Below are 23313 nucleotides of genomic sequence, written 5' to 3'. Positions count from 1 at the left end.
GGGGCAGGGAGGGGGGTGGCTCCGGGAGAGATCTGAGCTTGTGGCTACCCCTCTCCCCAACCCTCCCCCACAAGGCGGGAGGGAACGCAGCGGCGCAAGCCGTTCAAGTTTGCTCCCAATTGCAAGGCAGAAGGAGGAGCACCCCATGCTGACCATGATCGGCAAGCGCCTGATGTTCGCGATTCCCTCGCTGATCGGGGTCGTCATCGTCACCTTCCTGCTGACCCGCGCATTGCCGGGTGATCCCGCCGCGTATTTCGCGGGACCCGCCGCGACGAAAGAAGCCGTCGAGCAGATCCGGAAAAAGCTCGGCCTCGACAAGCCGCTGATCGAGCAGTTCTTCCGCTACACCAACGATCTCGCCCATGGCGATTTCGGCAACTCGCTCACAACCGGCCAGCCGGTCGCGGCCGAGATCCGCAACCGCCTGCCGGCCTCCGCCGAGCTGACGCTGCTCGGCCTCATCGTCTCGATCGTGATCGCGATTCCGCTTGGCGTACTGGCGGCGACCCGGCCGGGATCGTGGGTCGATCATCTCTGTCGCGTCACGACGACGGCCGGCGTCTCGCTGCCGGTGTTCTTCACCGGTCTCGTGCTGGTCTATGTCTTCTATTTTCAACTTGGCTGGTCGCCCGCGCCGCTCGGCCGGCTCGATGTGTTCTACAGCGCGCCGCCGACGGTCACAGGCTTCTATCTGATCGACACACTGATCGCGCGCGACTTCGAGGCGTTCCGTTCGGCCTGCAGCCAGCTCATCCTGCCGGCGACGACGCTTGCGATCTTCTCGCTGGCGCCGATCGCGCGCATGACGCGGGCCTCGATGCTAGCGGTGCTGTCGTCCGAATTCGTGCGCACCGCGCGCGCCAGCGGCCTGTCGCCGGCGACCGTCATCGTCACTTACGCCTTCCGCAATGCGATGCTCCCGGTGATCACCACGCTGAGCATGGTGTTCTCCTTCTTGCTGGGCGCCAACGTGCTGGTCGAGAAAGTGTTCGCCTGGCCCGGCATCGGCTCCTATGCGGTCGAAGCGCTGATCTCGTCGGACTTCGCGCCGGTGCAGGGTTTCGTGCTGACCATGGCGGTGATGTACGTGCTGCTCAATCTCGTGATCGACATTCTCTACGGCGTGATCGATCCACGCGTGCGGCTGGAAGGGTAGAGCATGATCCGGAAAAGTGGGTACCGGTTTTCCGATCAGATCATGCTCAAAAGGATAGAGTCATGAGCACCGTTGCGCCTGCTGTTGAACCCGTCGGTCCCGCGCGGACGTCAGGGTTCGTCGCGCTGCTCGACCAGACCCGCTACGTGCTCGGCGAGAACAAGGTCACCGGCTTTGCCTTCGCGCTGCTGATCGTGATCCTCCTTGCCGCGATCTTCGGCCCCTATGTAGTGCCGTATGATCCGCTGGCGTCCGACACCGCGGCGTCGCTCAAGCCGCCATCGGCCGCGCACTGGTTCGGCACCGACCAATTGGGCCGCGACATCTTCAGCCGCGTTGTGGTGGCGACACGGCTCGATACGTTCATCGCGGTCGCCTCCGTCGTGCTGGTGTTCCTGATGGGCGGCCTCGCCGGCATCGCAGCCGGCTATTTCGGCGGCTGGACCGACCGCATCGTCGGCCGCATCGCCGACACCATCATGGCGTTCCCGTTGTTCGTGCTGGCGATGGGCATCGTCGCAGCGCTCGGCAACACCGTGCAGAACATCATCCTGGCCACCGCCATCGTGAACTTCCCGCTCTATGCCCGCGTCGCGCGCGCCGAAGCCAATGTCCGCCGCAACGCCGGCTTCGTGCAGGCCGCGCGGCTGTCCGGCAACGGCGAATTCCGCATTCTCCTCGTGCACATCCTGCCGAACATCATGCCGATCATGATCGTGCAGATGTCGCTGACCATGGGCTACGCCATCCTCAATGCCGCCGGTCTCTCGTTCATCGGCCTCGGCGTCCGCCCGCCGACGGCGGAATGGGGCATCATGGTCGCCGAAGGCGCCGGCTTCATGGTGTCAGGCGAATGGTGGATCGCGCTATTCCCGGGCCTCGCTTTGATGATCGCCGTGTTCTGCTTCAACCTCCTCGGCGACGGCCTGCGCGACATCGTCGACCCCCAGCGGAGGACGTGATGGCGGGTTTATGCGCGAATTTCCGCTCAAAATTCTCCAATAAAATCAATCCCGTTCTACTGTGCATGGGGTTGTTTTCGATGTTTTTGTTTGGGAGGCATCCATGACCGCCCAGCCTCTGCTCGACGTCCAGGACCTCACCGTCGAATTCACCACCCGCCGCGGCATCGTGAAAGCGGTGCAGCACGTCAACATTTCCGTCGCCAAGGGCGAGACGCTCGCCATTGTCGGCGAGTCCGGCTCCGGCAAGTCGGTGACCTCCTATGCCGTGATGCGCATCCTCGACCGTGCCGGGCGGATCGCCGAGGGCTCGGTGATGTTCTCGGGCATCGACGTGAAGGCCGCGACCGAGGACCAGATGCGCGATTTGCGCGGTCGCGAAGTCTCGATGATCTTCCAGAACCCGCGCGCCGCGCTCAACCCGATCCGGAAGGTCGGCGACCAGATCGAAGACGTGCTGCGCACCCATGTCCAGCAGGCCATGGTTTCGGACCGCGGCGAGAAGGCGATCGAGGCGCTGGAACAGGTCAAGATCGCCCGCCCGCGCGAGCGCTATCACGCCTATCCGTTCGAATTGTCGGGCGGCATGTGCCAGCGCGTCGTCATCGCGCTCGCGCTCGCCTGCAATCCCCAGCTGCTGATCGCGGACGAGCCGACGACCGGATTGGACGTCACCACGCAGAAGGCGGTGATGGATCTGATCGTCGAGCTGACCAAGCGCAAGGCGATGTCCACCATCCTGATCACGCACGACCTCGGCTTGGCCGCCGCCTATTGCGACCGCGTCGTGGTGATGGAGAAGGGTAGGGTGGTCGAGACCGCAAAGGCCGCCGACATCTTCGCCAATCCGCAGCACCCCTACACGAAGAAGCTGATGCGCGCGACGCCGCGGCTCGGCGTGAGCCTGCGGGATCTGTTGCCGGAGGAGGAGGGCGCAGCTGTCGTGGCCGGGCCTGACCCGGCCATCCATCAGGCTTCGCAAGACGAGGCCAAGAAGAGCGGGCAGCCCCTTCTCCTCATCGACAAGCTGGTCAAGGAATATCCCCGCCAGGGTGCCACCGCCACGCTCGGCAAATTGTTCGGCCGCAAGCCGCCGGTGGAGCCGGACGTGTTCCGCGCGGTCGACGGCATCAGCTTCTCGGTCGGCCATGGCGAGAGCGTTGGCCTGGTCGGCGAGTCCGGCTGCGGCAAATCGACCACGTCGATGATGGTGATGCGGCTGCTGGACCAGACCTCGGGCCTGATCCAGTTCGACGGCGAGGACATCGGCGCCATCGCGCCCGCCGGCTTTGCCCGGCTGCCGCAGCGTAGCCGCATCCAGATGGTGTTCCAGGATCCCACCGACAGCCTCAACCCGCGCTTCACCGCCGTGCGCGCCATCGCCGATCCCATCATGCAGCTCGGCGACATCAGGGGGCGCGACGCGCTCCGCGCCCGCTGCGAGGAACTCGCCACCATGGTGGGCCTGCCGCACAATCTGCTGGATCGCTTCCCGCACCAATTGTCGGGCGGCCAGAAGGCCCGCGTCGGCATCGCCCGCGCCATTGCCCTGCACCCGAAACTCGTCATCCTGGACGAGCCGACCGCCGCGCTCGACGTCTCGGTCCAGGCGGTGGTCCTCAATCTGCTCCAGGACCTCAAGGCGCGGCTAGGTATGAGTTATCTGTTCGTCTCGCATGATTTGAACGTAGTGCGCTTGTTGTGCGATCGTGTCATTGTCATGCGGTCGGGTCGAATCGTCGAGGAAGGATCTTCCGAGAGGGTCTTGAGCGATCCGCAGGACGACTACACCAAGGAGCTGCTGACGGCGATCCCGCACCCGCCGCTGCAGACATTGGGCGCACCCTGAGAGCTTGTTTGTGATGGCCGAACCGCTGGACGATTATATCGACGCTGTCACCAAAGCGCTGGCGTTGCCCGTCGAGGAAGCATGGAGGTCGTCCATCCGCGCCAATCTCGAGGTCTCGCTGCGGCTCGGCCGCCTCGTCGACGAATTCGCGCTGCCGGACGAGACCGAGCCGGCGCCCGTGTTCACGGTCTGACGCCGCCATGACGACCAAGCCAGAGATGACGGCCTCCGAGATCGCGAGCGCGGTTGCCGGCCGCAAGATGTCCGCGCTCGACGCGACCGAAGCAGCGCTTGCGCGCATCAAGCAGCACGACACCATCCTCAACGCCTTCACCGACATCACCGCCGATCGCGCCCGTGCCAAAGCGCGCGCGATCGATGCCGATATCGCTGCCGGCAAGGCCGTCGGTCCATTGGCCGGCGTGCCCTTCGCGGTCAAGAATTTGTTCGACGTCGCAGGCCTCGCCACGCGCGCAGGCTCGAAGATCAACCGCGACCGCGTGCCCGCCAGCCGCGACGCCACGCTGATCGAGCGGATGGAAGCGGCCGGCGCCGTGCTGGTCGGCGCGCTCAACATGGGCGAATACGCCTACGACTTCACCGGGGAGAACGTCCATGACGGTCCCTCGCGCAATCCGCACGACACGACGCGGATGAGCGGCGGCTCCTCCGGCGGCTCGGGCAGTGCCGTCGGCGGCGCGCTAGTGCCGATCGCGCTCGGCTCCGACACCAACGGTTCGATCCGCGTGCCGTCCTCATTCTGCGGCATCTTCGGCCTGAAGCCCACCTACGGCCGGCTCTCGCGGGCGCGCTCCTTCCCGTTCGTCGCAAGCCTCGATCATCTCGGTCCGTTCGCGCGTTCCGTCACCGATCTCGCGCTGGCCTATGACGCCATGCAGGGACCGGATGCGGACGACGCCGCCTGCACCACCACACGTGGTCTGGAGCCGACGCTGCCGCTGCTTGCCAATCCGGTTTCGGACCTGCGCATCGCCATCGCCGGCGGGTACTTCCAGACCAATTTGTTTCCGGAAGCCGTCGAAGCCGTCAGCCGTGTCGCCAAGGCGCTGGGCGCAACGCGCGTGGTGGACGTGCCCGAAGCCGCGCGGGCCCGTGCGGCGGCCTATGTCATCACCACCACCGAAGGCGCCTCGCTGCATCTCGACCGGCTGCGCAAGCGGCCGAACGATTTCGATCCCGCCGTGCGCGACCGGCTGATCGCGGGCGCCATGGTGCCGGCGCCGCTGGTCGACCGCGCGCAGAAATTCCGCCGCTGGTATCGCGCGCAACTCGCGGAGATTTTCAAATCCGTCGACGTGCTGATCGCGCCCGCGACGCCATGCACGGCGCCAAAACTCGGCCAGGTCAATTTCAATCTTGGCGGCGTCGAGCTGCCGGTGCGCGCCAATATCGGCATCCACACCCAGCCGATCTCGTTCATCGGCTTGCCTGTGGTCGCCGTGCCGGTGCCGCTCGAACCGCTGCCGATCGGCGTGCAGATCATCGCCGCGCCATGGCGCGAGGACATCGCGCTGCGCGTCGCGTACGCGTTGGAGAAGATGGGCGTTGCCGCCGCGCCCTGCCCAAAAGGATTTTGAGATGGAGATCGATCTCCCCGACGTGATCGCGGACGTCAAAGCCGCGTTCGAGCGCTATGAGCAGGCCCTGATCACCAACGACGTCGCGGTGCTCGGCGAGCTCTTTCGCAACGATCCCCGCACGCTGCGCTATGGCATCGGCGAGAACCTCTACGGCTATGAAGCGATCTCCGGCTTTCGCGCCGGGCGCTCGCCGGTCGGCCTCAACCGCCGCACTGCGAAAACCGTGATCACGAGCTATGGCCGCGACACCGCTGTCGCCTCCACCCTGTTCTATCGCGACACGATGCCGGGCAAGGTCGGCCGGCAGATGCAGACCTGGGTAAAATTCCCGGAGGGCTGGCGCGTCGTCGCCGCCCATGTCAGCATCATCGACGAGTCGAAAGAGACCTGACCGTATGACGCTTGACGATCTTCCGCCCGGAACGCTGCCGGCCGAACCGGCGGTGCCGCGTGTCGACCGGGCGTCGCCATCAGTGCACAAGGTCACGCGCGCCGAGGAATTGCGCCTGCAGCTCGCCGACGAGATCGTGCGCGGAGCTCTGCCGCCCGGCGCGCCGCTTGACGAGACCGACATCGCGCGCCGCTTCAGCGTTTCGCGCACGCCGGTGCGGGAAGCGTTGCGCCAACTCGTGGCAAGCGGCCTCGTCGAAGCGCGCGCCCATCGCGGCGCGGTCGTAGCGCAGCCTTCGTTCGAACGGCTGACGGGCATGTTCGAGGCGATGGCGGAGCTGGAAGCACTGTGCGCGGGTCTTGCCGCTGAACGCATGTCGGCTGCCGAGCGCCACGGCCTGGAAGCCATCCACGAAGAGCTGCGGGTGCTGAGCTATGCCGGCAATCCCGACCGCTTCCACGAAGTCAATGAGCGCTTCCACAATGCGATCTATGCGGGATCGCAGAACGGTTACATCGCCGAGATCACGCTGGCGACGCGCGTGCGCGTGCAGCCGTTTCGCCGCGCCCAGTTCCGCAACCTCGGCCGCCTCGCCAAGTCGCAAGCCGAGCACGACCGCGTCGTCGTCGCCATCATGCGCGGCGACAAGCAGGGCGCCGCCGCCGCGATGCGTGCGCATATCGAGCTGGTGCGCGGGGAGTACGAGATCTACGCGGTGTCGGTGTGAGTCCCTCATCCTGAGGAGCGGCCGAAGGCCGCGTCTCGAAGGATGGAAGGCCGAGATGCAGCCGCGGGGGCCTTCATGGTTCGAGACGGCGCTTGCGCGCCTCCTCACCATGAGGAGATGCAGCTACGCCGGCGCGGCCTCCGCCATATACTTCCGCCATCCACCATACGCCGTGATGTCGCGCGCCTCGCCCAGCACTTCGGGTTCGACCAGAAATCCCTTCACGCTGCGGCCATCGGCGAGCCGCACCGTGCCGATCGCCATCGGCGCAGGAATCGCGTTGACGAACTTGCCGAAGGCGGACGACGACAGCGACCAGATCTCCAGCTCGATCGACGCGCCCTTGCCGGCTTCGACGCGCAGCATGCCCGGCTTCGGCGGCGTGGTCTTCAATGCGTAGAGCTTGTAGTCGGGGGCGGTCCTGGTCGCCTCGATCAGCTGGCCGTTCAGCGCTTTCAACTCGCCGTTCAGCGCCATGCCGGACAGATGCGCGCCGACCACGGCGATGGGAATGTCGTCGATGCCGCTTGCGGCAAGCGGCGCCAGCGCGGGTTGCGCCACGCCCTTTGCGCCAAGCGTTAGTTTGGTATCGGCGTGGAACACGCGGCCGATGCTCGCGAGCAGCGCGTCGTGGCCGGTGGGCGCAAGGAGCGTGATGCCGAACGGAATGCCGTCGGCGCGCATCGCCGCCGGCACCGCGAGACCGCAGAGGTCGAGCAGATTGACGAAGTTGGTATAGGTGCCGAGCCGGCTGTTGAGCTCGATCGGATTGGCCAGCACCTGCGCGGCCGTATAGGCCGTCGGCGCCGTCGGCAGCACCAGCGCGTCGATATTTGTGAAGGTGCGTTCGGCGATCTTGCGCAGGCCCTGCAAGCGATAGAGCGCGGAGAAGGTATCCGCCGCCGTCAGCCGCGCACCCGCTACGGTGATCTCGCGCGTCACGGGATGGATCGCATCCGGCGCGGACGCCAGCAGGTCGCGGATCACGAGATAGCGCTCGGCGACCCAGGGTCCTTCATAGAGCAGCCGCGCCGTCTCGTAGAACGGCTCGAGGTCGAATTCGACGAGCGTTGCGCCAAGCGCGGTCCAGCGCTTCAAGGCATCGGCGTAAGCCGCTTCCGCCTTCTTGTCGCCGAAGAAGATCAGCTGTCCGCTGCGCGGCACGCCGAGGCGCAGGTTTGCCGGGAGCGGGGTGATCGCGCCAAGCGGCCGGTCGCGCGAGAACGGATCGGCCTGATCGGGACCTGCCATCACCGACAGTGCGAGCGCGGCGTCGTCGACCGTCAAAGCGAATACCGAGATGCAGTCGAGCGTCCGGCAGGCCGGCACTAGGCCAGCGGTCGAGATCATGCCGAGGCTCGGCTTGAGACCAACGATGTTGTTGAGCATCGCCGGCACGCGGCCGCTGCCGGCGGTGTCGGTGCCGAGCGACAGCGGCACCAACCCGGCGCCGACGGCGGTCGCCGATCCCGAGCTCGAGCCGCCGGGAATGAGGTCATCGCGGATCGCGTTTCTGGGGATGCCGTAGGGCGAGCGCACGCCGACAAGGCCGGTCGCGAACTGGTCGAGATTGGTCTTGCCGATGATGATGGCGCCGGCGGCACGCAGCCGCCCAACCGCGGTCGAATCATGCGTCGGGGTATACGAGAAGGCCGGACATGCTGCGGTGGTCGGAAATCCCAGCGCGTCGATATTGTCCTTCACCACGACCGGCACGCCGTAGAGCGGCAGGCTGGCTGCATCGGCACGCGTGGCGAGCTTCTCGGCTTCCGTGATCGCGTCCCTTTCGTCGCGCAGGCTGATGAAGACGGCGGGATCGTTGTGGTCGCGGATGCGCTGATAGCTGCGCGCGACCGTCTGCGCCGGTGTGAGCGTGCCCGCGCGATGCGCGGCCACGATCGCGGCGATCGTTTCAGTCTGCTCAGCCCCCATTTCAGCCCTCATCGCGACAAAACTCCGGCCACGTCTCTTCACCCGGATCGAAGCAAGCGATGTGCCATTGTGTACAGAATCCGGGCAGGAGAAGTGCTCCGGATATTATCGAGAGATCAGTGGCTTGTGGGATAATTCGAGGATCAACCGGGCCGACACGTCCGCGCCTCGTCGGGGGCATTTGCACAAGTATTAGGCAGCCTGGATCAGGTGAAGTCAGCCAAGATTCGCAACAGCCGCTCCCGGTTCTGCTTGCCGATCCTCTCCTCGACATGCCGCTCGTGCTCCGCGGCGAGGCGCTTGAATTTTGCCAGCGCCGTCTTGCCCAGCTTCGTGAGGTGAAGGGCGTGGGAGCGCCGGTCCGCCTTCGACTTGACGCGTTCGACCAGATCGCGCTGCTCGAGGCTGTCGAGCAGATGCACCAGCCGCGCGCGCTCGATGCCGAGCCGCTTGGCCACCGCCATCTGCGACAGGCCGGGATTGGCGCCGATCACCGTCAGCACCGAATATTGCGTCGGCCGGATCTCGACATCGCCGAGCGTTTTGACGAAGTCCTGGAAAATCCAGATCTGGAAGCGCCGCACCGCATAGCCGGCGTGCCCGACCAGGGCGTCGAGGCCGATCTCGTCCGCGTCGATCCGCCGCGCGGCGCCGTTGCCGGCGCGTTTGCGTCGAGAAGTCCGGGCTGCGGTGGCTGTCACGTCGCGTCTCCTGCGGGATCATTGTTGTAGCGTCTTCGCCGCGCCAGCGGAAGATTGTTGTTGACGACAACAATTGGCATGCCCAACATTATGGCCAACGCGGTCCGCGACGAGGCCGCGGCCGATCCCGGCTTCCGGGCGAGGAGGAAACCATGACAGCCGCCCCTCGCGGTGATGCTTCGAGCCTGTTCGCGACACCCAGAACCGTTGCCGAGCATCGCGCCGACGGCAGCATCGTGCTGCGCTCGCCCGAGCCCTTGCGCGATGGCGCGCGTTGCGTCGGCGACTGGCTGGAGCAATGGGCGCGGCAGAGGCCCGATGCGATTTTCCTCGCGGAGCGCGGCAGTGCCGAAGCGCCATGGACCACCGTCACCTATGCGCAGGCGCTGCGCCAGGTGCGCGCGGCAGCGTCCTGGATTCTGGCGCAAGGTCTCAGTCCGGAGCGCCCCCTCGCGATCCTCTCCGACAACAGCATCGATCATGCGCTGCTGGCACTTGCGGCCCAGCATGTCGGCGTGCCCTCGGCAGCGATCTCGCCGGCCTATTCGCTGATGTCAAAGGATTTCGACAAGCTCAAGAGCATGATCGCGCTGCTCAAGCCCGCCGCGATCTATGTCTCCGCGACGAGGCCGTTTGCGGCGGCGCTGGCCGCGATCAAGTCGCTGCATAACGCGCGGATCATCAGCGGCAATGCAGACGATGCCGATGCGCTGGCCTTTCGCACCATCGCGGCAACGCCGGAGAGCCCCGACGTCGCAAAGGCCTTCGCCGCGGTGACGCCCGCGACGATCGCAAAGCTCCTGTTCACTTCGGGCTCGACCGGCACGCCGAAAGCCGTGATCAATACCCAGCGCATGCTGACCTCGAGCCAGCAGGCCAAGGCGCAGACCTGGACGTTTCTCGAGCAGACTGGCCGCGATCTCGTCATTCTCGACTGGCTGCCTTGGAGCCACACGTTCGGCGCCAACCACAATTTCAATCTCGTGCTTCGCAATGGCGGCTCGCTCTATATCGACGGCGGCAAGCCGGCGCCCGGTCTGTTTGCGATGTCACTCGCCAATCTCAGAAGTGTGATGCCGACGGTCTATTTCAACGTGCCGCGCGGCTTCGACATGTTGATTGCGGCGTTGCGCGGCGACGAGGAACTGCGCCGCCGCTTCTTCAGCGAGGTGAAATTCGCGTTCTACGCCGGTGCAGCGCTGCCGCAGAATCTGTGGGACGCGCTCGAAGAGCTTTCCGTCAAGACCGTTGGCCGCGCGATGCCGATGGTCTCGGCGTGGGGCTCGACCGAGACGTCGCCGCTGGCCACCGACTGCCATTTCCTCGCGGAGCGCTCGGGCAATATCGGCGTGCCCATACCGGGCACCGAACTGAAGCTCGTCACCTCCGGCGACAAGCTGGAGGTGCGCGTGCGCGGCCCCAACGTCACGCCGGGCTACTGGAAGGCGCCGGAGCTGACCAGGCAGGCTTTTGACGACGAGGGTTTTTATCTCATCGGTGACGCCGTGAAATTCGCCGATGCGAAGCGGCCCGAGCGCGGCCTGTTCTTCGACGGCCGCGTCGCGGAGGATTTCAAGCTCAATTCCGGCACCTGGGTCAGTGTCGGCACGCTGCGCCTCGCCGGCATCGCCGCGCTGGCGCCGCTCGCGCAGGACATCGTCGTCACCGGCCATGGCGGCGACGAGGTGCGCTTTCTGGTGTTTCCGAACATCGCCGCGTGCCGCGCGCATGCCGGCCTGCCCGAGACGGTCGACGTGAATGCCGTGCTCGCGCATGACGATATCAGAGCTGCGATCGCGCAGGGGCTGGCGACACTGAAGCAACAGGGCCCCAACTCCTCCGGCCATGCCACGCGCGCCCTGCTGCTTGCCGAGCCGCCGTCGGTGGACGGCGGCGAGATCACCGACAAGGGCTACATCAACCAGCGCGCGGTGCTGACGCGGCGCGCCGATGCCCTGGCGCGGTTGGATGACGATGTCTCGGGTGAGTGGATCGGTTGCGGCAGTTAGCCCGTCCACGCCCGCGCTAGCTGCTCTCGTGCCCCGGACGCAGCGCAGCACGCAGTGATGCGCTGCAGAGCCGGGGCCCATCTCGCTTAATACGCGCGGTCGCATGGATCCCGGCTCTGCGCAGCAGCGTTTCACGCTGCAGCGCGTCCGGGACACGAGAGTTGGGCAAGCCTAAATACGCCAGCCAACCTGCCGCATTATGCTGCATGATTCTTTTGTTGCCTCGGCAACTAATTTATGCGAACCGTTCCAGACAAGGATGACGGCGGAAGGAACCGCCGCGTCGGATCGGAGGAAGCAATGCTCGGCAGAGAGGGCGCCGCGGGCGAGCGCCTGCGCATGCGTGAACATGACGGCGACCGCAGCTCGCTGCGTGGCCCGTCAGGTCTCGGTGCTGCCGGTCACTGCGCCGAGATTCTCGTGCAGGCGGCGCAACAGGTCGATCAGCATCTCGCGCTCGTCCTTGTCCAGACAAGACAACAGGCGCCGTTCGCGCTCGAATGCCGCGACGATCACCTTGTCATGGATGGCGCGGCCCTTCGCCGTCAGCGAGATCGAATGGGTGCGTCCGTCGTTGGGATCGGTGCGGATCGAGATCAGCGCCCGCTTTTCCAGGCCGGCCAGCGTCCGGCTCACCGGGCCCTTGTCGAAACCGATGACGTGGCAGATGCGCGAGGCGGGAATGCCGGGCTCGATCGCCAGCAGCGACATGATCCGCCATTCCGTGACGTTGACGCCGAACTGCCGCTGATAGAACGCGGTGGCGCTGTTCGAGAGCTTGTTGGCGATGAAGGTGATGAACGCGGGGACGTAGCGATCGAGATCGAGTGTCGGTCCCGTCTCGGTGGACGCAGGTTTTTGGCGGGCTCTGGTCGAAGACGGCGGCATGTCGGGATTCTATCTCGCGGCGTGTCTGGAGACCTAAGAGTAAGCGCCGCCCTTTCACAAGATCAAAATGAGGGAGGACTTCAATGAACACTTCCAGCTCCCCGGAAATCACCGGTTCGTCGGCCGTCCCGCATCTCGACGTCGATCCCTTCGACATGGATTTCTTCGCCGACCCCTATCCCACGCATGAGCTGCTGCGGGAGGCGGGACCTGTCGTCTATCTCGACAAGTGGAACGTCTATGGCGTGGCGCGCTATGCCGAGGTTCATGCCGTGCTGAACGACTCCGGGACGTTCTGCTCCAGCCGCGGCGTCGGCCTCTCCGACTTCAAGAAGGAGACGCCGTGGCGGCCGCCGAGCCTGATCCTCGAAGCCGATCCGCCCGCGCACACCCGCACCCGCGCCGTGCTCTCGAAGGTGCTGTCGCCGACGGTGATGAAGGGGCTCCGCGACCGCTTTGCTGCCGCAGCGGAAGAGCGTGTGGACGCGCTGCTGGAGAAGCGCAGCTTCGATGCCATCACGGATCTCGCCGAGGCCTATCCGCTGTCGATCTTCCCGGATGCGCTCGGGCTGAAGCCGGAGGGCCGCGAACATCTGATCCCCTATGCCAGTGTCGTGTTCAATGCCTTCGGCCCGCCGAACGAGCTGCGCCAGGAAGCGATCGCGCGTTCGGCGCCGCACCAGGCTTACGTCACCGATCAGTGCCAGCGGGACAACCTCACGCCCGGCGGCATCGGCGCCTGCATCCACGCCCATGTCGACGAGGGTGCCATCACCGCCACCGAAGCGCCGTTGCTGGTGCGTTCGCTGCTGTCGGCGGGCCTCGACACCACCGTCAACGGCATCGGTGCAGCGGTCTACTGTCTCGCGCGCTTCCCGGAGCAGTGGCAGCGCCTGCGCAACGATTTCACGCTGGCGCGCAACGCTTTCGAGGAGGCCGTCCGTTTTGAAAGCCCGGTGCAGACCTTCTTCCGCACGACAACGCGCGAGGTCGAACTGTCAGGCGCGACCATCGGTGAGGGCGAGAAGGTGTTGATGTTTCTGGCGGCTGCCAATCGCGATCCGCGGCGCTGGGACAGGCCGGACAGCTACGACATCACCCGCCGCACGTCCGGCCATGTTGGTTATGGCTCAGGTATTCACATGTGCGTCGGCCAGCTGGTCGCGCGGCTCGAAGGCGAGACAATGCTCGCGGCGCTGGCCCGCCGGATCGCGAAGATCGAGATCACGGGCAAGCCACAGCGCCGCTTCAACAACACGCTGCGCGGGCTCGACAGCCTGCCTGTGAGCATCACGCCGGCCTGACGCTGGCGGCATCGAAAGCAACAAATACGACAGGGGAGGGAAGAATGAAGAACTTGAAGTGGACGCTTGCGCTGGCCGCGAGCTTAATTGGCGGCGTGGCAAATGCCGAGATCTCGGACAACGTCGTGCGTGTCGGCGTTCTCAACGACATCTCCGGCATCTTCCAGGATACCAACGGCATGGGCTCGGTCGAGGCCGCGCGCATGGCCGCCGAGGATTTCAACGGCGGCGGCAAAGGCATCAAGGTCGAGATCGTCTATGCCGATCACCAGAACAAGGCCGACGTCGGCAATGCCATCGCGCGCAAATGGCTCGATGTCGAAGGCGTCGACGCCATCGTCGACGTGCCGAACTCGGCCGTTGGCCTCTCCATCAACACGCTGCTGCGCGACAGCCGCATGACGTTCCTGGCGTCGTCCACCGCGAGCTCCGATCTCACCGGCAAGGCCTGCTCGCCCAACACCATCCAATGGGTCAACGACGCCTGGGCGACCGGCAACACCACGGCAGCCGCGATGATGTCGCGCGGCGGCAAGGACTGGTATTTCCTCACGGTTGACTACGCGCTCGGCAAGGGCATCGAGGCGGAAGCCCAGAAATACATCGAGGCGCATGGCGGCAAGGTGTTGGGCTCGAGCAAGCATCCGCTCGGCACGTCCGACTTCGCGTCCTTCCTGTTGCAGGCGCAGGGCTCGAAGGCGCAGGTGATAGGGCTCGCCAATGCCGGCGGCGACACCATCAACGCGGTGAAGCAGGCTGCCGAGTTCGGGATCCAGCAGGGCGGACAGAAGCTCGTCGCCTTCCTGCTCTTCATCAACGACGTCCACGGCATGGGCATCAAGGTCGCGCAAGGGCTTCAGCTCATGGAGGCCTTCTACTGGGACATGAACGACGACACCCGCGCCTTCGCCAAGCGGTTCGCCGCGCGGCCCGGGATGAACGGCAAGATGCCGAGCGGCAACCAGGCCGGGGTCTATGCCTCCACACTCGCCTATCTCAACGCGGTCGCCGCGACCGGCAGCGACAATGCCAAGGATGCCGTGCCCGAGATGAAGAAGTTCAAGGGCAAGGACAAGCTGTTCGGCGACACCGCGATCCGCCAGGACGGCCGCGTCGTGCATCCGATGTATCTGTTCGAGGTGAAGAAGCCGGAGGAGTCGAAATATCCGTACGACTATTACAAGCTGGTCTCGACGATCCCGGCGGAGCAGGCGTTTCGACCGCTGGCGGAAGGTGGGTGCCAGTTGGTGAAGTAGGACTAGAGTTTCCGCGGGCGCTGCTGCACCCTCTCCCCTTGCGGGAGAGGGTGGCTTCGCGAAAGCGAAGCCGGGTGAGGGGTTCTCTCCTCGCGCACAATCTCACGCGCTGAGACAGACCCCTCATCCGGCGCCATAGCCGATGCGAAGCATCGGCGTTTTCAAGAACGGCGGCCGAAGGCCGCCTGTGCCACCTTCTCCCGCAAGGGGAGAAGGAAAAGAACTACACCACCTTGCTCGATCCCTGCGTGATCAGCCGGGCTGCGCGCTGGTCGCGGGCGTAGATCCAGAGCCAGCTCAGCGCGACGCTGAGGCGGTGGCGCAAGCCGATCAGGAAGTAGATGTGGGCGATGCCCCAGATCCACCACGCGATGGTGCCGCGCAGCTTGATGCGGCCGAAATCGATCACCGCGAGCCGTTTGCCGATCTGGGCGAGGCTGCCGGAGTGCTTGTAGCGGAACGGGCCCGTCGGCTCTTTGCGCAGCCGCGCCTTGATGGTCTCGGCGACGTAACGGCCCTGCTGCTTGGCGGCCGGCGCGATGCCTGGCACGGGCTTGCCGTCCCAGGCGTTGATCAGAACGGTGTCGCCGATCGCAAAGATTTCGGGATGACCGGGGATCGTAAGATCGTTTTCGACCTGCACCCGTCCGGCACGATCGGCCGGGGCGCCCAGCCACTCGGCCGCGGGCGAGGCGCGCACGCCGGCGGCCCAGATTCGTGTCTTGGCTTCGAGCAGCTTGCCGCCGAACACCACGCCCTCGCGATTGATCTCGGTGACGGCCTGTCCGAGCACGACCTCGACGCCGATCTTCTCCAGCGAGGCCTGCGCGTAGGCCGAGAGGTCGTCGGGAAAGCCTGCCAGCACGCGAGGACCCGCCTCGATCAGCACCACGCGCGCCTTGTTGGTGTCGATGTTGCGGAAGTCGGCTGGCAAGGTGTGGTGCGCCATCTCGGCGATTGTCCCCGCGAGCTCCACGCCCGTTGGACCGGCGCCGACGATGACGAAGGTCAGCCGCGCCGCGCGCTTGGCCGGATCGGTCTCGCGCTCGGCGTGCTCGAACGCCACCAGGATGTGACGCCGCAGCGTCGTTGCGTCCTCCAGCGTCTTCAGGCCCGGCGCGAACTGCTCCCATTCGTCGTGGCCGAAATAGGCGTGCCGCGCGCCGGTGGCGAGCACCAGCGTGTCGTAAGGCACCTCGCTGCCGTCGTCGATCAGCACGCAGCGCCTGTCGGCATCGACGCCGCTGACGGTCGCAAACAGCGTCGTCACATCGCGCCGGTCGCGCATCAGGTGCCGGACCGGCCAGGCGATCTCGCTGGTGGCGAGCGAGGCGGTCGCGACCTGGTAGAGCAGCGGCTGGAACAGATGATGGTTGCGGCGGTCGATCAGCGTGATCTCGACCGGGCTGCCGGCGAGCCGGTAGGTCGTCTCCAGCCCGCCGAAACCGGCTCCGACGATGACGACGCGATGCGGTGTCGTGGTCATGATGCGCCTCTCCGAATCTCGCGGCACTATCCTCATCTAAGCGCTGATCAGGCGCGGCGGTCCAATAGCCGTCATCAATCGCTGCATAGGCCAAGGGCATCGAGTGTATCGCTGTCCCGCGAAAAAGCGCCGCAGCCTCCGTCTAAGTAAGTAGAATTATATTTCTTGCTATCGCCGTTCGGGGCGAAATATGATGCAGGGCCGGCGCTGAGCCATTGGCGGCGCGACAGATTTTGCGTTCAATAGAGATGACCCGGGGCGGCAATCACCCCCGCTTGCGGGCATAATAATATGGAGGGGAGTGGCTATGAGAACGGCATTCTGGTTGGCGGGCGCGGCTGCGCTGGTGCTGGCAGGCCCGGCATCCGCCGGCGACACCATCAAGATCGGCTTCGTTTCGACCTTCAGCGGCCCGACCGCCGTAATCGGCAACGACATGCGCAACTCCTTCGAGCTCGCGCTCGATCACATCGGCCGCAAGATGGACGGCAAGCCGGTCGAGGTGATCTACGAGGACGACGGGCAGAAGCCCGACGTCGGCAAGCAGAAGACCGAGAAGCTGGTGCAGTCCGACAAGGTCGATTTCATCGTCGGCTACATCTGGTCGAACGTGCTGCTGGCCTCGCTCAAGACCGCCGTGGATTCGCAGACCTTCCTGATCTCGGCCAATGCCGGTCCGTCGCAGCTCGCGGGCGAGCTCTGCTCGCCCTACGTGTTCTCGACCTCGTGGCAGAACGACCAGACGCCGGCCGCGATGGGTCTCTACATGAACCAGAAGGGCGTCAAGAGCGTGTTCCTGATCGGCCCGAACTACGCCGCCGGCAAGGACATGCTCGCGGGCGTGAAGAGCACGTTCAAGGGCGAGGTCAAGGGCGAGGAATACACGGTCTGGCCGAGCCAGCTCGACTTCTCCGCCGAGCTCTCCAAGGCGCGGGCCTCGGGCGCCGAGTCGATCTTCGTGTTCTATCCGGGTGCAGCCGGCGTGCAGTTCCTCAACCAATATGCGCAGGCCGGGCTGAAGAGCACGATGCCGCTCTACACGGCCTTCACCGTCGACGAGCTGTCGCTGCCGTTGCAGAAGGAGAACGCGCTCGGCGTTCCCGGTGCGCAGGAATGGGTGAATGATCTGCCCAATGAGCAGAACAAGCGCTTCGTCGCCGACTATCGCAAGAAGTACCCCGGGCTGCGCCCGACCTATTACGGCGCGCAAGCCTATGATGCGGCCCAGCTCGTCAACAGCGCCGTGGTCGCGGTGAAGGGCGACACCAGCAAGAAGGAAGCGATGAAGGCCGAGATGGAGAAGGCCAACTTCAAATCGCTGCGCGGCCCCTTCAAGTACGGCAAGAATCACATCCCGGTGCAGAACTTCTACCTGCAGGACGTGGTCAAGGACGGCGAAGGCCAGCTCTCGCTCAAGACGGTCGCGACCATCGTCGAGAACGACCAGGATCGCTTCCACGACAAATGCGCGATGAAGTGAGGGCGGTGTAGCCGCAAGCGTTGCTGCACCTTCTCCCCTTGTGGGAGAAGGTGGCGCGAAGCGCCGGATGAGGGGTTGTTTCCGCAAAGCAAAGTCTATCGAGTTAGCGGAGAGAACCCCTCACCCGTCTCGCCGCTTGCGGCGATCCACCCTCTCCCACAAGGGGAGAGGGAAAAAGAGAGCTTACACCCGCGGCATGCTCGCAGGCCGCACTTCGCGCGCCTGCGCCGCAAGCCGAATCCCGGCATTGGCCGCGCCGAAGCCCTGATAATCCCGTCGCTCCACGATCTCGAAGAAGAACCGCTCGTCGAAGATGTGGGTATAGACCTGGAAGAACTCCCCGTCGCCTTCGCGGTCGTAGAGAATGTGGTTGGCGCGCAGCTGCGTCATCAGCTCGGGTGCGAGGTCGTATTTGGCTTCGATGTCGTCGTAGTAATTGTCCGGGATATCCAAAAAATCCGCGCCGCGCTTGCGCATCTCCGCGACCGCCGCAAAAATGTCCCGGCACGTGAATGCGACGTGCTGCACGCCCGAGCCGAAAAACTCCGAGATGAAGCGGGCCGGCAGCGTGCGGTTGGCGGATGAGCCGTTGAGCACGAAGCGCAGGCTCTGGTCGCCGTTGATGACGGCCTGACTCTGCACGAGGCCTCTGGGATCGGCGATCTCCATCTGCGGCAGCCGCTCGAGGTCGAGGATGCCGGTGTAGAACAGCAGCCACGACAGCATCTCGTCATAGGGCATCGACTGCGCGATGTGATCGACGGCCAGCAGGGCGTCCGCGCGAGCGTCGCTCGGGACTTGTTCGAAATCCGTGTCCCAATTCTTGCCGGCCTGATCGAGGAAATACAGCAAGCTGCCGCCGACGCCGTGAATTGCGGGAATCTCGAGCTCGCCCGGTCCGACCGGCTGGTAGAAGGTGCGCGCTTTCAGTGTTTCGGCGCGCTGCATAGCGAGGCCGGCATTGTCGACGTCGAGCGCGATGGCGCAGACGCCGGGGCCATGCGTCACGTAGTGCGAATGCGCAAAGCCGTCGGTCTCGGAGTTGACGACGAGCTCGACCTTGCCCTGCGACCAGCGCTCCACCGTCTTGCTGCGATGCTTGCCGGTCTTTCGGAAACCGAGCTGCGCAAGCAGGCGGGCGAGTTCGCCGGCCTTGGTCTCGTTGACGGCAAACTCGATGAATCCCGTGCCTCCACTTTTGGGCTTGGGCGCCAAGGGTTCGCTGACGAGCTTTGGCCAATCCGGTGCAAGCTGGTCCTCCAGCAGGATCAGCGAACGCAGGCCGTCGACCGCGGTCTGCACGGCCGAGCCGGCGCGAAACTGGTCGTTGAAGATCTCCAGCGACAGCGGCCCGGCATAGCCGGTCGCCGCGATCGCCGCCATGAACTCGCCGACCGGCAGATCGCCCTGGCCGGGGAAGGAGCGGAAGTGCCGGCTCCAGGAGAGGATGTCCAGCTCGAGCTTCGGCGCATCCGCAAGCTGGACCAGGAAGATCTTGTCGCCGGGGATCGAGGCCATCGCGCGGACCGGAAAGCCGGGGGCCAGCGCATGAAAGCTGTCGAGAATGATTCCGATCGCGGGGTGATCGGCGCGCCGCACGATTTCCCATGCATCGCGGTAATCGTTGACGTGACGTCCCCAGGCCAATGCCTCGTAGCCGACGCGCAAAGACCGTTTGGCCGCGCGCTCGCCGAGCTCGCGAAAATCATCCGCGGCGCGGTCGATGCCGCCGAGCGCGGCCGGCGATACGTTGGAGCAGATCAGCAGCAGATCGGTGCCGAGCTCCTGCATCAGGTCGAACTTGCGTTCGGCGCGGGCAAAGTTGCGCGAACGCTGCGGCTCCGGCATGCCCTCGAAATCACGGAACGGCTGAAACGCGCAGATTTCTAGGTCGAGGTCGCGGCAGAGCTTTGCGATGTCGCGGGGGCCGGCGCCGAACGACAGCAGATCGTTCTCGAAGATCTCGACGGCGTCGAAGCCTGCAGACGCGATGGCGCGGAGCTTTTCGTCGAGAGCGCCGGAGAGAGAGACCGTTGCGATCGAGCGTTTGGTCATGCTGCGTTGTCCTCCATCGCGCCGCCGAGGAACAATTGTCCGATGCGGGGATCATGCAAAATGCGCTTCGCGCCGTCGACCATGCGGGTCTGGCCGAGTTCGAGCACGATGCCGATGTCGGAAATCTCCAGCGCCGAGCGTGCGTTCTGCTCGATCATCAGAATGGTGACGCCGCCGTCGCGCAAGCTCTTCAGGATGTCGAAAGTCTGCTGCACCATCAGTGGCGACAGGCCGATCGAGGGCTCGTCGATCAGCACGAGCTTCGGTTCGAGCAGCAGCGAGCGCGCAATTTCGAGCTGCTTCTGCTCGCCGCCGGACAGCGTGGAGGCCTGCTGCGGCGATTTCCGCCGCAGCGCCGGGAACAGGTCGAGCGCAGCCTCGATCCGGCTCTGTAGGTCGATGCCCTTGCCCGCCGAAACGCCGCCAAGCTCGATGTTGTGTCGCACCGACAGTTCGGGAAAGATGTTGCGGCCCTGCGGCACGTAGCAGATGCCGGCATTAAGCAGCGCGCGCTGGCTCAAATTGGTGACGTCGCGGCCGGCGAAGCTGATCTTGCCCTCGCGCAGCTTGAGCAGGCCGAAGATCGCCTTGAACACGGTCGACTTGCCGGCGCCGTTCGGGCCGATGATGGTGGTGATGGTCGCCTGCGGCACGGCAAAGGTGGTGCCGTTCAGGATCGTCATCTTGCCGTAGCCGCCGACGAGATTGTGAACCGAGAGGATCGGATCGCTCATGGCTGGTTCCTCAATGTCCGAGATAGGCTTCGATCACGGCGGGGTCCTTGCGGACCTCGTCGGGCCGTCCCATTGCCAGCACCTTGCCTTCCGCCATCACCATCACGCGCGAGCACAGCGACATCACGAATTCCATGTTGTGCTCGATCACGACGAAGGTGGCGTTCTTCTCGCGGTTGATCGCCACCAGCCGCTCCTTCAGGTCCGTCAACATCGACGGGTTCACGCCGCCGGCGGGCTCGTCGAGCAGCACCAGGCGCGGCCCGCCCATGAAGGCCATTGCGGCGTCGAGCAGTTTTTGCTGGCCATAGGACAGCCCGCCGGCCGGCTCGTCGGCGAGATGATCGAGCTTGAAAAAGCCGATCATCTGGTTGGCGGCCTCCGTCAGGCCGGCATCGGAGCGGCCGACCAGTCGCGAGGCCATGCTGCCCTGGTGCTCCTGTCCCGCGAGGATCAGGTTCTCGCGCACCGAGAGTTTTGGGAACACCTGCAGGAGCTGGAAGGTGCGGCTGACCCCGAGCTTGTTGAGCTCGGCGGGTCGCAAGCCCGTGACGACCTTGCCGTCGAGCTTGACCTCGCCGCCGCCCGGCGTGAGCTGGCCGAGGATGCAGTTGAACAGGGTCGACTTGCCGCAGCCGTTCGGGCCGATCAGGCCGAGGATCTCGCCCTCGTGGACGTCAAAAGAGACGCCGCCGACGGCGCTGATGCCGCCAAAATTCTTCTTGATGTCGGTGACTTCGAGGACCGCGCTCATTGCACCGTCTCCAGCCGGGACTTTGCGACGGCGCGCTGGGCGGAGGCCGCCTTGGTTCGCCGCTCGGCGAGATAGCGGTCGAGGATTCCCAAAATGCCGGTCGGCGACCAGATCAGCAGCCCCATCACCGCGATCGCGTAGAGCATCAGATAATAGCCCTCGGTGAAGCGCAGCCATTCCGGCAGCAGCACCGCGATCATCGCGCCCAGGAACGGGCCCAGGAAGAATCCGGCGCCGCCGACGATCACCATCATCAGGAGGTCGAGCGAGAGCGACAGGTTGAACGGCACGGGATCGATATATTGCGTCAGCGGCGCATAGAGCGCGCCGGCGACGCCACCGAGCGCGGAGCCGATCGCGAACGCCATCAGCGTATAGCGTCGCGTGTCGACGCCCAGCGACTGCGCCCGCAGCGGGTTTTCGCGCAGCGCCATGAAGGCGCGGCCCCAGGGCGAGCGGATCAGCCACCACACCGCGAGCGACACGATCGCGAGCGAGCCGAGACAGACATAGTAGAACGGCAGCGGCTTGTTGGTGGCGATGCCGAAGATGTGCGGACGCGGAATGTTGGAGATGCCGTAGATGCCGCCGGTGAGCCAGCTCTCGTTGCGAAATACCAGGAAGGCCAGCGTGGAGAAGGCAAGCGTGACGAAGGCGAGGTAGTGGTGCTGCACCCGCAGCGCGGGATAGCCGAGCACCCAGCCGACCGCGAAGCTCAAGGCGATCGCGACGACGATCGCCGCCGGAAGCGGCCAGCCATGCGTGGTCATGATCGCTGCGGCGTAAGCGCCGATGCCGACGAAGGCGCCCTGCGCCAGCGAGACCTGGCCGGCATAGCCGAGCGTGAGGTTGAGGCCCATTGCGGCGATGGCCATCACCGCCCACTGGCTCAGGATGAACAGGCCATAGCGGTTGAAGTTCATGGGGACGACGATCAGCGCAGCGAAGACGGTGAGGCCGAACGCGATCTTGAGAGGTTTGGCGAAGCCGCTCATACGGTGCGCTCCTCGGCGCGGCCGAGCAGGCCCTGCGGCCGGAACAGGATGACGGCGATCAGGAAGATCATCGGCACGGCGGCGCGGTACTGCGTCGAGACATAGGCGGCCGCGAGATTGTCGAGCACGCCGATCAGGAGGCCGCCTGCGATCGCGCCGCGCACCTGGTTGAACCCGCCGACGATCGCGGCGATGAAGGCGGCCTGGCCCAGCACCTCGCCGGACGTGAATTTCGCGAGGTAGATCGGCGTGATCAACAGCGACGCGAGAGCGACCAGGAACGCGTTGATCAGGAAGGTCAGGAGAATCATGCGCTCGACAGGGACGCCGATGATGCGCGCCACCGTCGGGTTCTGCGCCGCCGCCTGCATCTGGTGGCCGAGCGAGGTGCGGTTGAGAAGCGCAGTCAAGCCGAAGACGGCAAGGATGGCGAGGACGAGGACGCCGATGCTTTGCAGCGAGACGGCATGGCCGAGGATAGAGACGTCGCCGGTCGGCACGATCGAGGGGAAGGGTGAGGCTTCGGCGCTGAAGAACTGTTTTACAGCCTCCTTGAGGCCGATCGCGAGCGCCATGGTCGCGATCGCGAGCGGCAGCACGCCGTGGCGCATCATCGGATCCACCAGCAGCATCTTGAAGGCGAGGCCGAGCAGGAGCATCGAGAGCAGGATGCCGAGGATGATCGCGAGCCAGAACGGCGCGCCGGCATGCATCGCCGCGAGCATCAGGAACGCCGGCAGCATCACGAACTCGCCCTGCGCGAAGTTGATGGTCTGCGAGGTCTGCCACAGCAGCGTGAAGCCGACCGCGACCAGCGCATAGATCGCGCCGGTGGCAAGTCCAGCGACCAGAAGATCGAACAGATTGGACATTTTCCCCTCTCTCTCTTCTCCCTCTCCCCGCTTGCGGGGAGAGGGTCGGGGGGGGGGGGGGGGGGGCGGCGGGGGGGGGGGGGGGGGGGGGGGGGGGGGGGGGGGGGGGGGGGCGGCGGCGGGGGGGGGGGGGGGGGGCGGCCGGCCCACCCCCGCGG

Annotated in this window: 20 protein-coding genes; 11 read left to right on the top strand and 9 right to left on the bottom strand. The window is 65.4% G+C overall.

The window, feature by feature from the left end:
* Positions 1–145: 145 nt before the first annotated feature.
* The 7 genes from AC0L2J_RS23290 to AC0L2J_RS23260 all read left to right on the top strand — a co-directional run bounded on the left by AC0L2J_RS23290 (position 146) and on the right by AC0L2J_RS23260 (position 6689).
* A complete protein-coding gene (locus AC0L2J_RS23290) occupies positions 146–1159 on the top strand; it encodes an ABC transporter permease (protein WP_007615803.1) in 1014 nt (337 codons plus the stop codon).
* A 62-nt stretch (positions 1160–1221) separates the two neighbouring features.
* The gene (locus tag AC0L2J_RS23285) at positions 1222–2121 is read left to right on the top strand and encodes an ABC transporter permease (protein ID WP_354127039.1); all 900 of its coding nucleotides are present in this window, start codon (positions 1222–1224) and stop codon (positions 2119–2121) included.
* A 103-nt stretch (positions 2122–2224) separates the two neighbouring features.
* Complete coding sequence (locus AC0L2J_RS23280; RefSeq protein ID WP_473394667.1) at positions 2225–3970, top strand: dipeptide ABC transporter ATP-binding protein; 1746 nt, start codon at positions 2225–2227, stop codon at positions 3968–3970.
* A 13-nt stretch (positions 3971–3983) separates the two neighbouring features.
* Entirely contained in the window at positions 3984–4163 is a 180-nt protein-coding gene (locus tag AC0L2J_RS23275) for a DUF4089 domain-containing protein (protein WP_007615797.1), read from the top strand.
* 7 nt (positions 4164–4170) lie between these two features.
* Positions 4171–5568, top strand: a complete 1398-nt coding sequence (locus tag AC0L2J_RS23270; protein ID WP_473394666.1) for an AtzE family amidohydrolase — start codon at positions 4171–4173, stop codon at positions 5566–5568.
* Position 5569: 1 nt separating this feature from the next.
* Complete coding sequence (hpxZ, locus tag AC0L2J_RS23265; RefSeq protein ID WP_007615793.1) at positions 5570–5962, top strand: oxalurate catabolism protein HpxZ; 393 nt, start codon at positions 5570–5572, stop codon at positions 5960–5962.
* 4 nt (positions 5963–5966) lie between these two features.
* The gene (locus tag AC0L2J_RS23260) at positions 5967–6689 is read left to right on the top strand and encodes a GntR family transcriptional regulator (RefSeq protein ID WP_007615791.1); all 723 of its coding nucleotides are present in this window, start codon (positions 5967–5969) and stop codon (positions 6687–6689) included.
* Positions 6690–6812: 123 nt separating this feature from the next.
* Here the strand turns inward: AC0L2J_RS23260 and atzF are convergent, their stop codons facing one another.
* Together atzF and AC0L2J_RS23250 are read right to left on the bottom strand one after the other, a co-directional pair.
* A complete protein-coding gene (gene atzF / locus AC0L2J_RS23255) occupies positions 6813–8621 on the bottom strand; it encodes an allophanate hydrolase (RefSeq protein WP_473394665.1) in 1809 nt (602 codons plus the stop codon).
* A 206-nt stretch (positions 8622–8827) separates the two neighbouring features.
* A complete protein-coding gene (locus tag AC0L2J_RS23250; RefSeq protein WP_473394664.1) occupies positions 8828–9322 on the bottom strand; it encodes a MarR family winged helix-turn-helix transcriptional regulator in 495 nt (164 codons plus the stop codon).
* Between the two features lie 152 nt (positions 9323–9474).
* On the opposite strand from AC0L2J_RS23250, the gene AC0L2J_RS23245 reads away from it, so the two are divergent.
* Positions 9475–11331: a feruloyl-CoA synthase gene (locus tag AC0L2J_RS23245; protein WP_473394663.1), complete on the top strand. Its 1857-nt coding sequence runs from the start codon at positions 9475–9477 to the stop codon at positions 11329–11331.
* A 381-nt stretch (positions 11332–11712) separates the two neighbouring features.
* On the opposite strand, the gene AC0L2J_RS23240 is transcribed toward AC0L2J_RS23245, so the two are convergent.
* Positions 11713–12219, bottom strand: coding sequence for a MarR family winged helix-turn-helix transcriptional regulator (locus AC0L2J_RS23240; RefSeq protein WP_473394662.1), 507 nt, complete (start codon positions 12217–12219; stop codon positions 11713–11715).
* Between the two features lie 83 nt (positions 12220–12302).
* Between AC0L2J_RS23240 and AC0L2J_RS23235 the strand changes: the two genes are divergently transcribed.
* Both AC0L2J_RS23235 and AC0L2J_RS23230 read left to right on the top strand, forming a co-directional pair.
* Positions 12303–13523 carry a cytochrome P450 gene (locus AC0L2J_RS23235; protein WP_473394661.1) on the top strand — a complete coding sequence of 407 codons (1221 nt, stop codon included), beginning with the start codon at positions 12303–12305 and terminating at the stop codon, positions 13521–13523.
* A 44-nt stretch (positions 13524–13567) separates the two neighbouring features.
* A complete protein-coding gene (locus AC0L2J_RS23230) occupies positions 13568–14779 on the top strand; it encodes an ABC transporter substrate-binding protein (protein ID WP_473394660.1) in 1212 nt (403 codons plus the stop codon).
* Between the two features lie 223 nt (positions 14780–15002).
* On the opposite strand, the gene AC0L2J_RS23225 is transcribed toward AC0L2J_RS23230, so the two are convergent.
* Entirely contained in the window at positions 15003–16265 is a 1263-nt protein-coding gene (locus AC0L2J_RS23225; RefSeq protein WP_007615773.1) for an NAD(P)/FAD-dependent oxidoreductase, read from the bottom strand.
* A gap of 307 nt (positions 16266–16572) precedes the next feature.
* Between AC0L2J_RS23225 and AC0L2J_RS23220 the strand changes: the two genes are divergently transcribed.
* Complete coding sequence (locus tag AC0L2J_RS23220; RefSeq protein WP_007615771.1) at positions 16573–17745, top strand: ABC transporter substrate-binding protein; 1173 nt, start codon at positions 16573–16575, stop codon at positions 17743–17745.
* A gap of 183 nt (positions 17746–17928) precedes the next feature.
* Here AC0L2J_RS23220 and AC0L2J_RS23215 read toward each other — a convergent pair whose 3' ends face one another.
* The 5 genes from AC0L2J_RS23215 to AC0L2J_RS23195 are packed head-to-tail and all read right to left on the bottom strand — an operon-like array spanning position 17929 to position 23155.
* The gene (locus AC0L2J_RS23215) at positions 17929–19800 is read right to left on the bottom strand and encodes a bifunctional sugar phosphate isomerase/epimerase/4-hydroxyphenylpyruvate dioxygenase family protein (protein WP_473394659.1); all 1872 of its coding nucleotides are present in this window, start codon (positions 19798–19800) and stop codon (positions 17929–17931) included.
* Positions 19797–20534: an ABC transporter ATP-binding protein gene (locus AC0L2J_RS23210; RefSeq protein ID WP_473394658.1), complete on the bottom strand. Its 738-nt coding sequence runs from the start codon at positions 20532–20534 to the stop codon at positions 19797–19799. Before AC0L2J_RS23210 ends, AC0L2J_RS23215 begins: the two co-directional genes overlap by 4 nt.
* 10 nt (positions 20535–20544) lie before the next feature.
* Complete coding sequence (locus AC0L2J_RS23205) at positions 20545–21288, bottom strand: ABC transporter ATP-binding protein (protein WP_473394657.1); 744 nt, start codon at positions 21286–21288, stop codon at positions 20545–20547.
* A complete protein-coding gene (locus AC0L2J_RS23200) occupies positions 21285–22283 on the bottom strand; it encodes a branched-chain amino acid ABC transporter permease (protein WP_473394656.1) in 999 nt (332 codons plus the stop codon). Before AC0L2J_RS23200 ends, AC0L2J_RS23205 begins: the two co-directional genes overlap by 4 nt.
* Complete coding sequence (locus tag AC0L2J_RS23195; RefSeq protein WP_007615760.1) at positions 22280–23155, bottom strand: branched-chain amino acid ABC transporter permease; 876 nt, start codon at positions 23153–23155, stop codon at positions 22280–22282. Before AC0L2J_RS23195 ends, AC0L2J_RS23200 begins: the two co-directional genes overlap by 4 nt.
* Positions 23156–23313: the final 158 nt, after the last annotated feature.

This window comes from Bradyrhizobium sp. MV1.5 (genome assembly GCF_055807615.1).
Note: the sequence above shows the minus strand (reverse complement) of the source record. Positions and strands in the feature narration are given on the sequence as shown.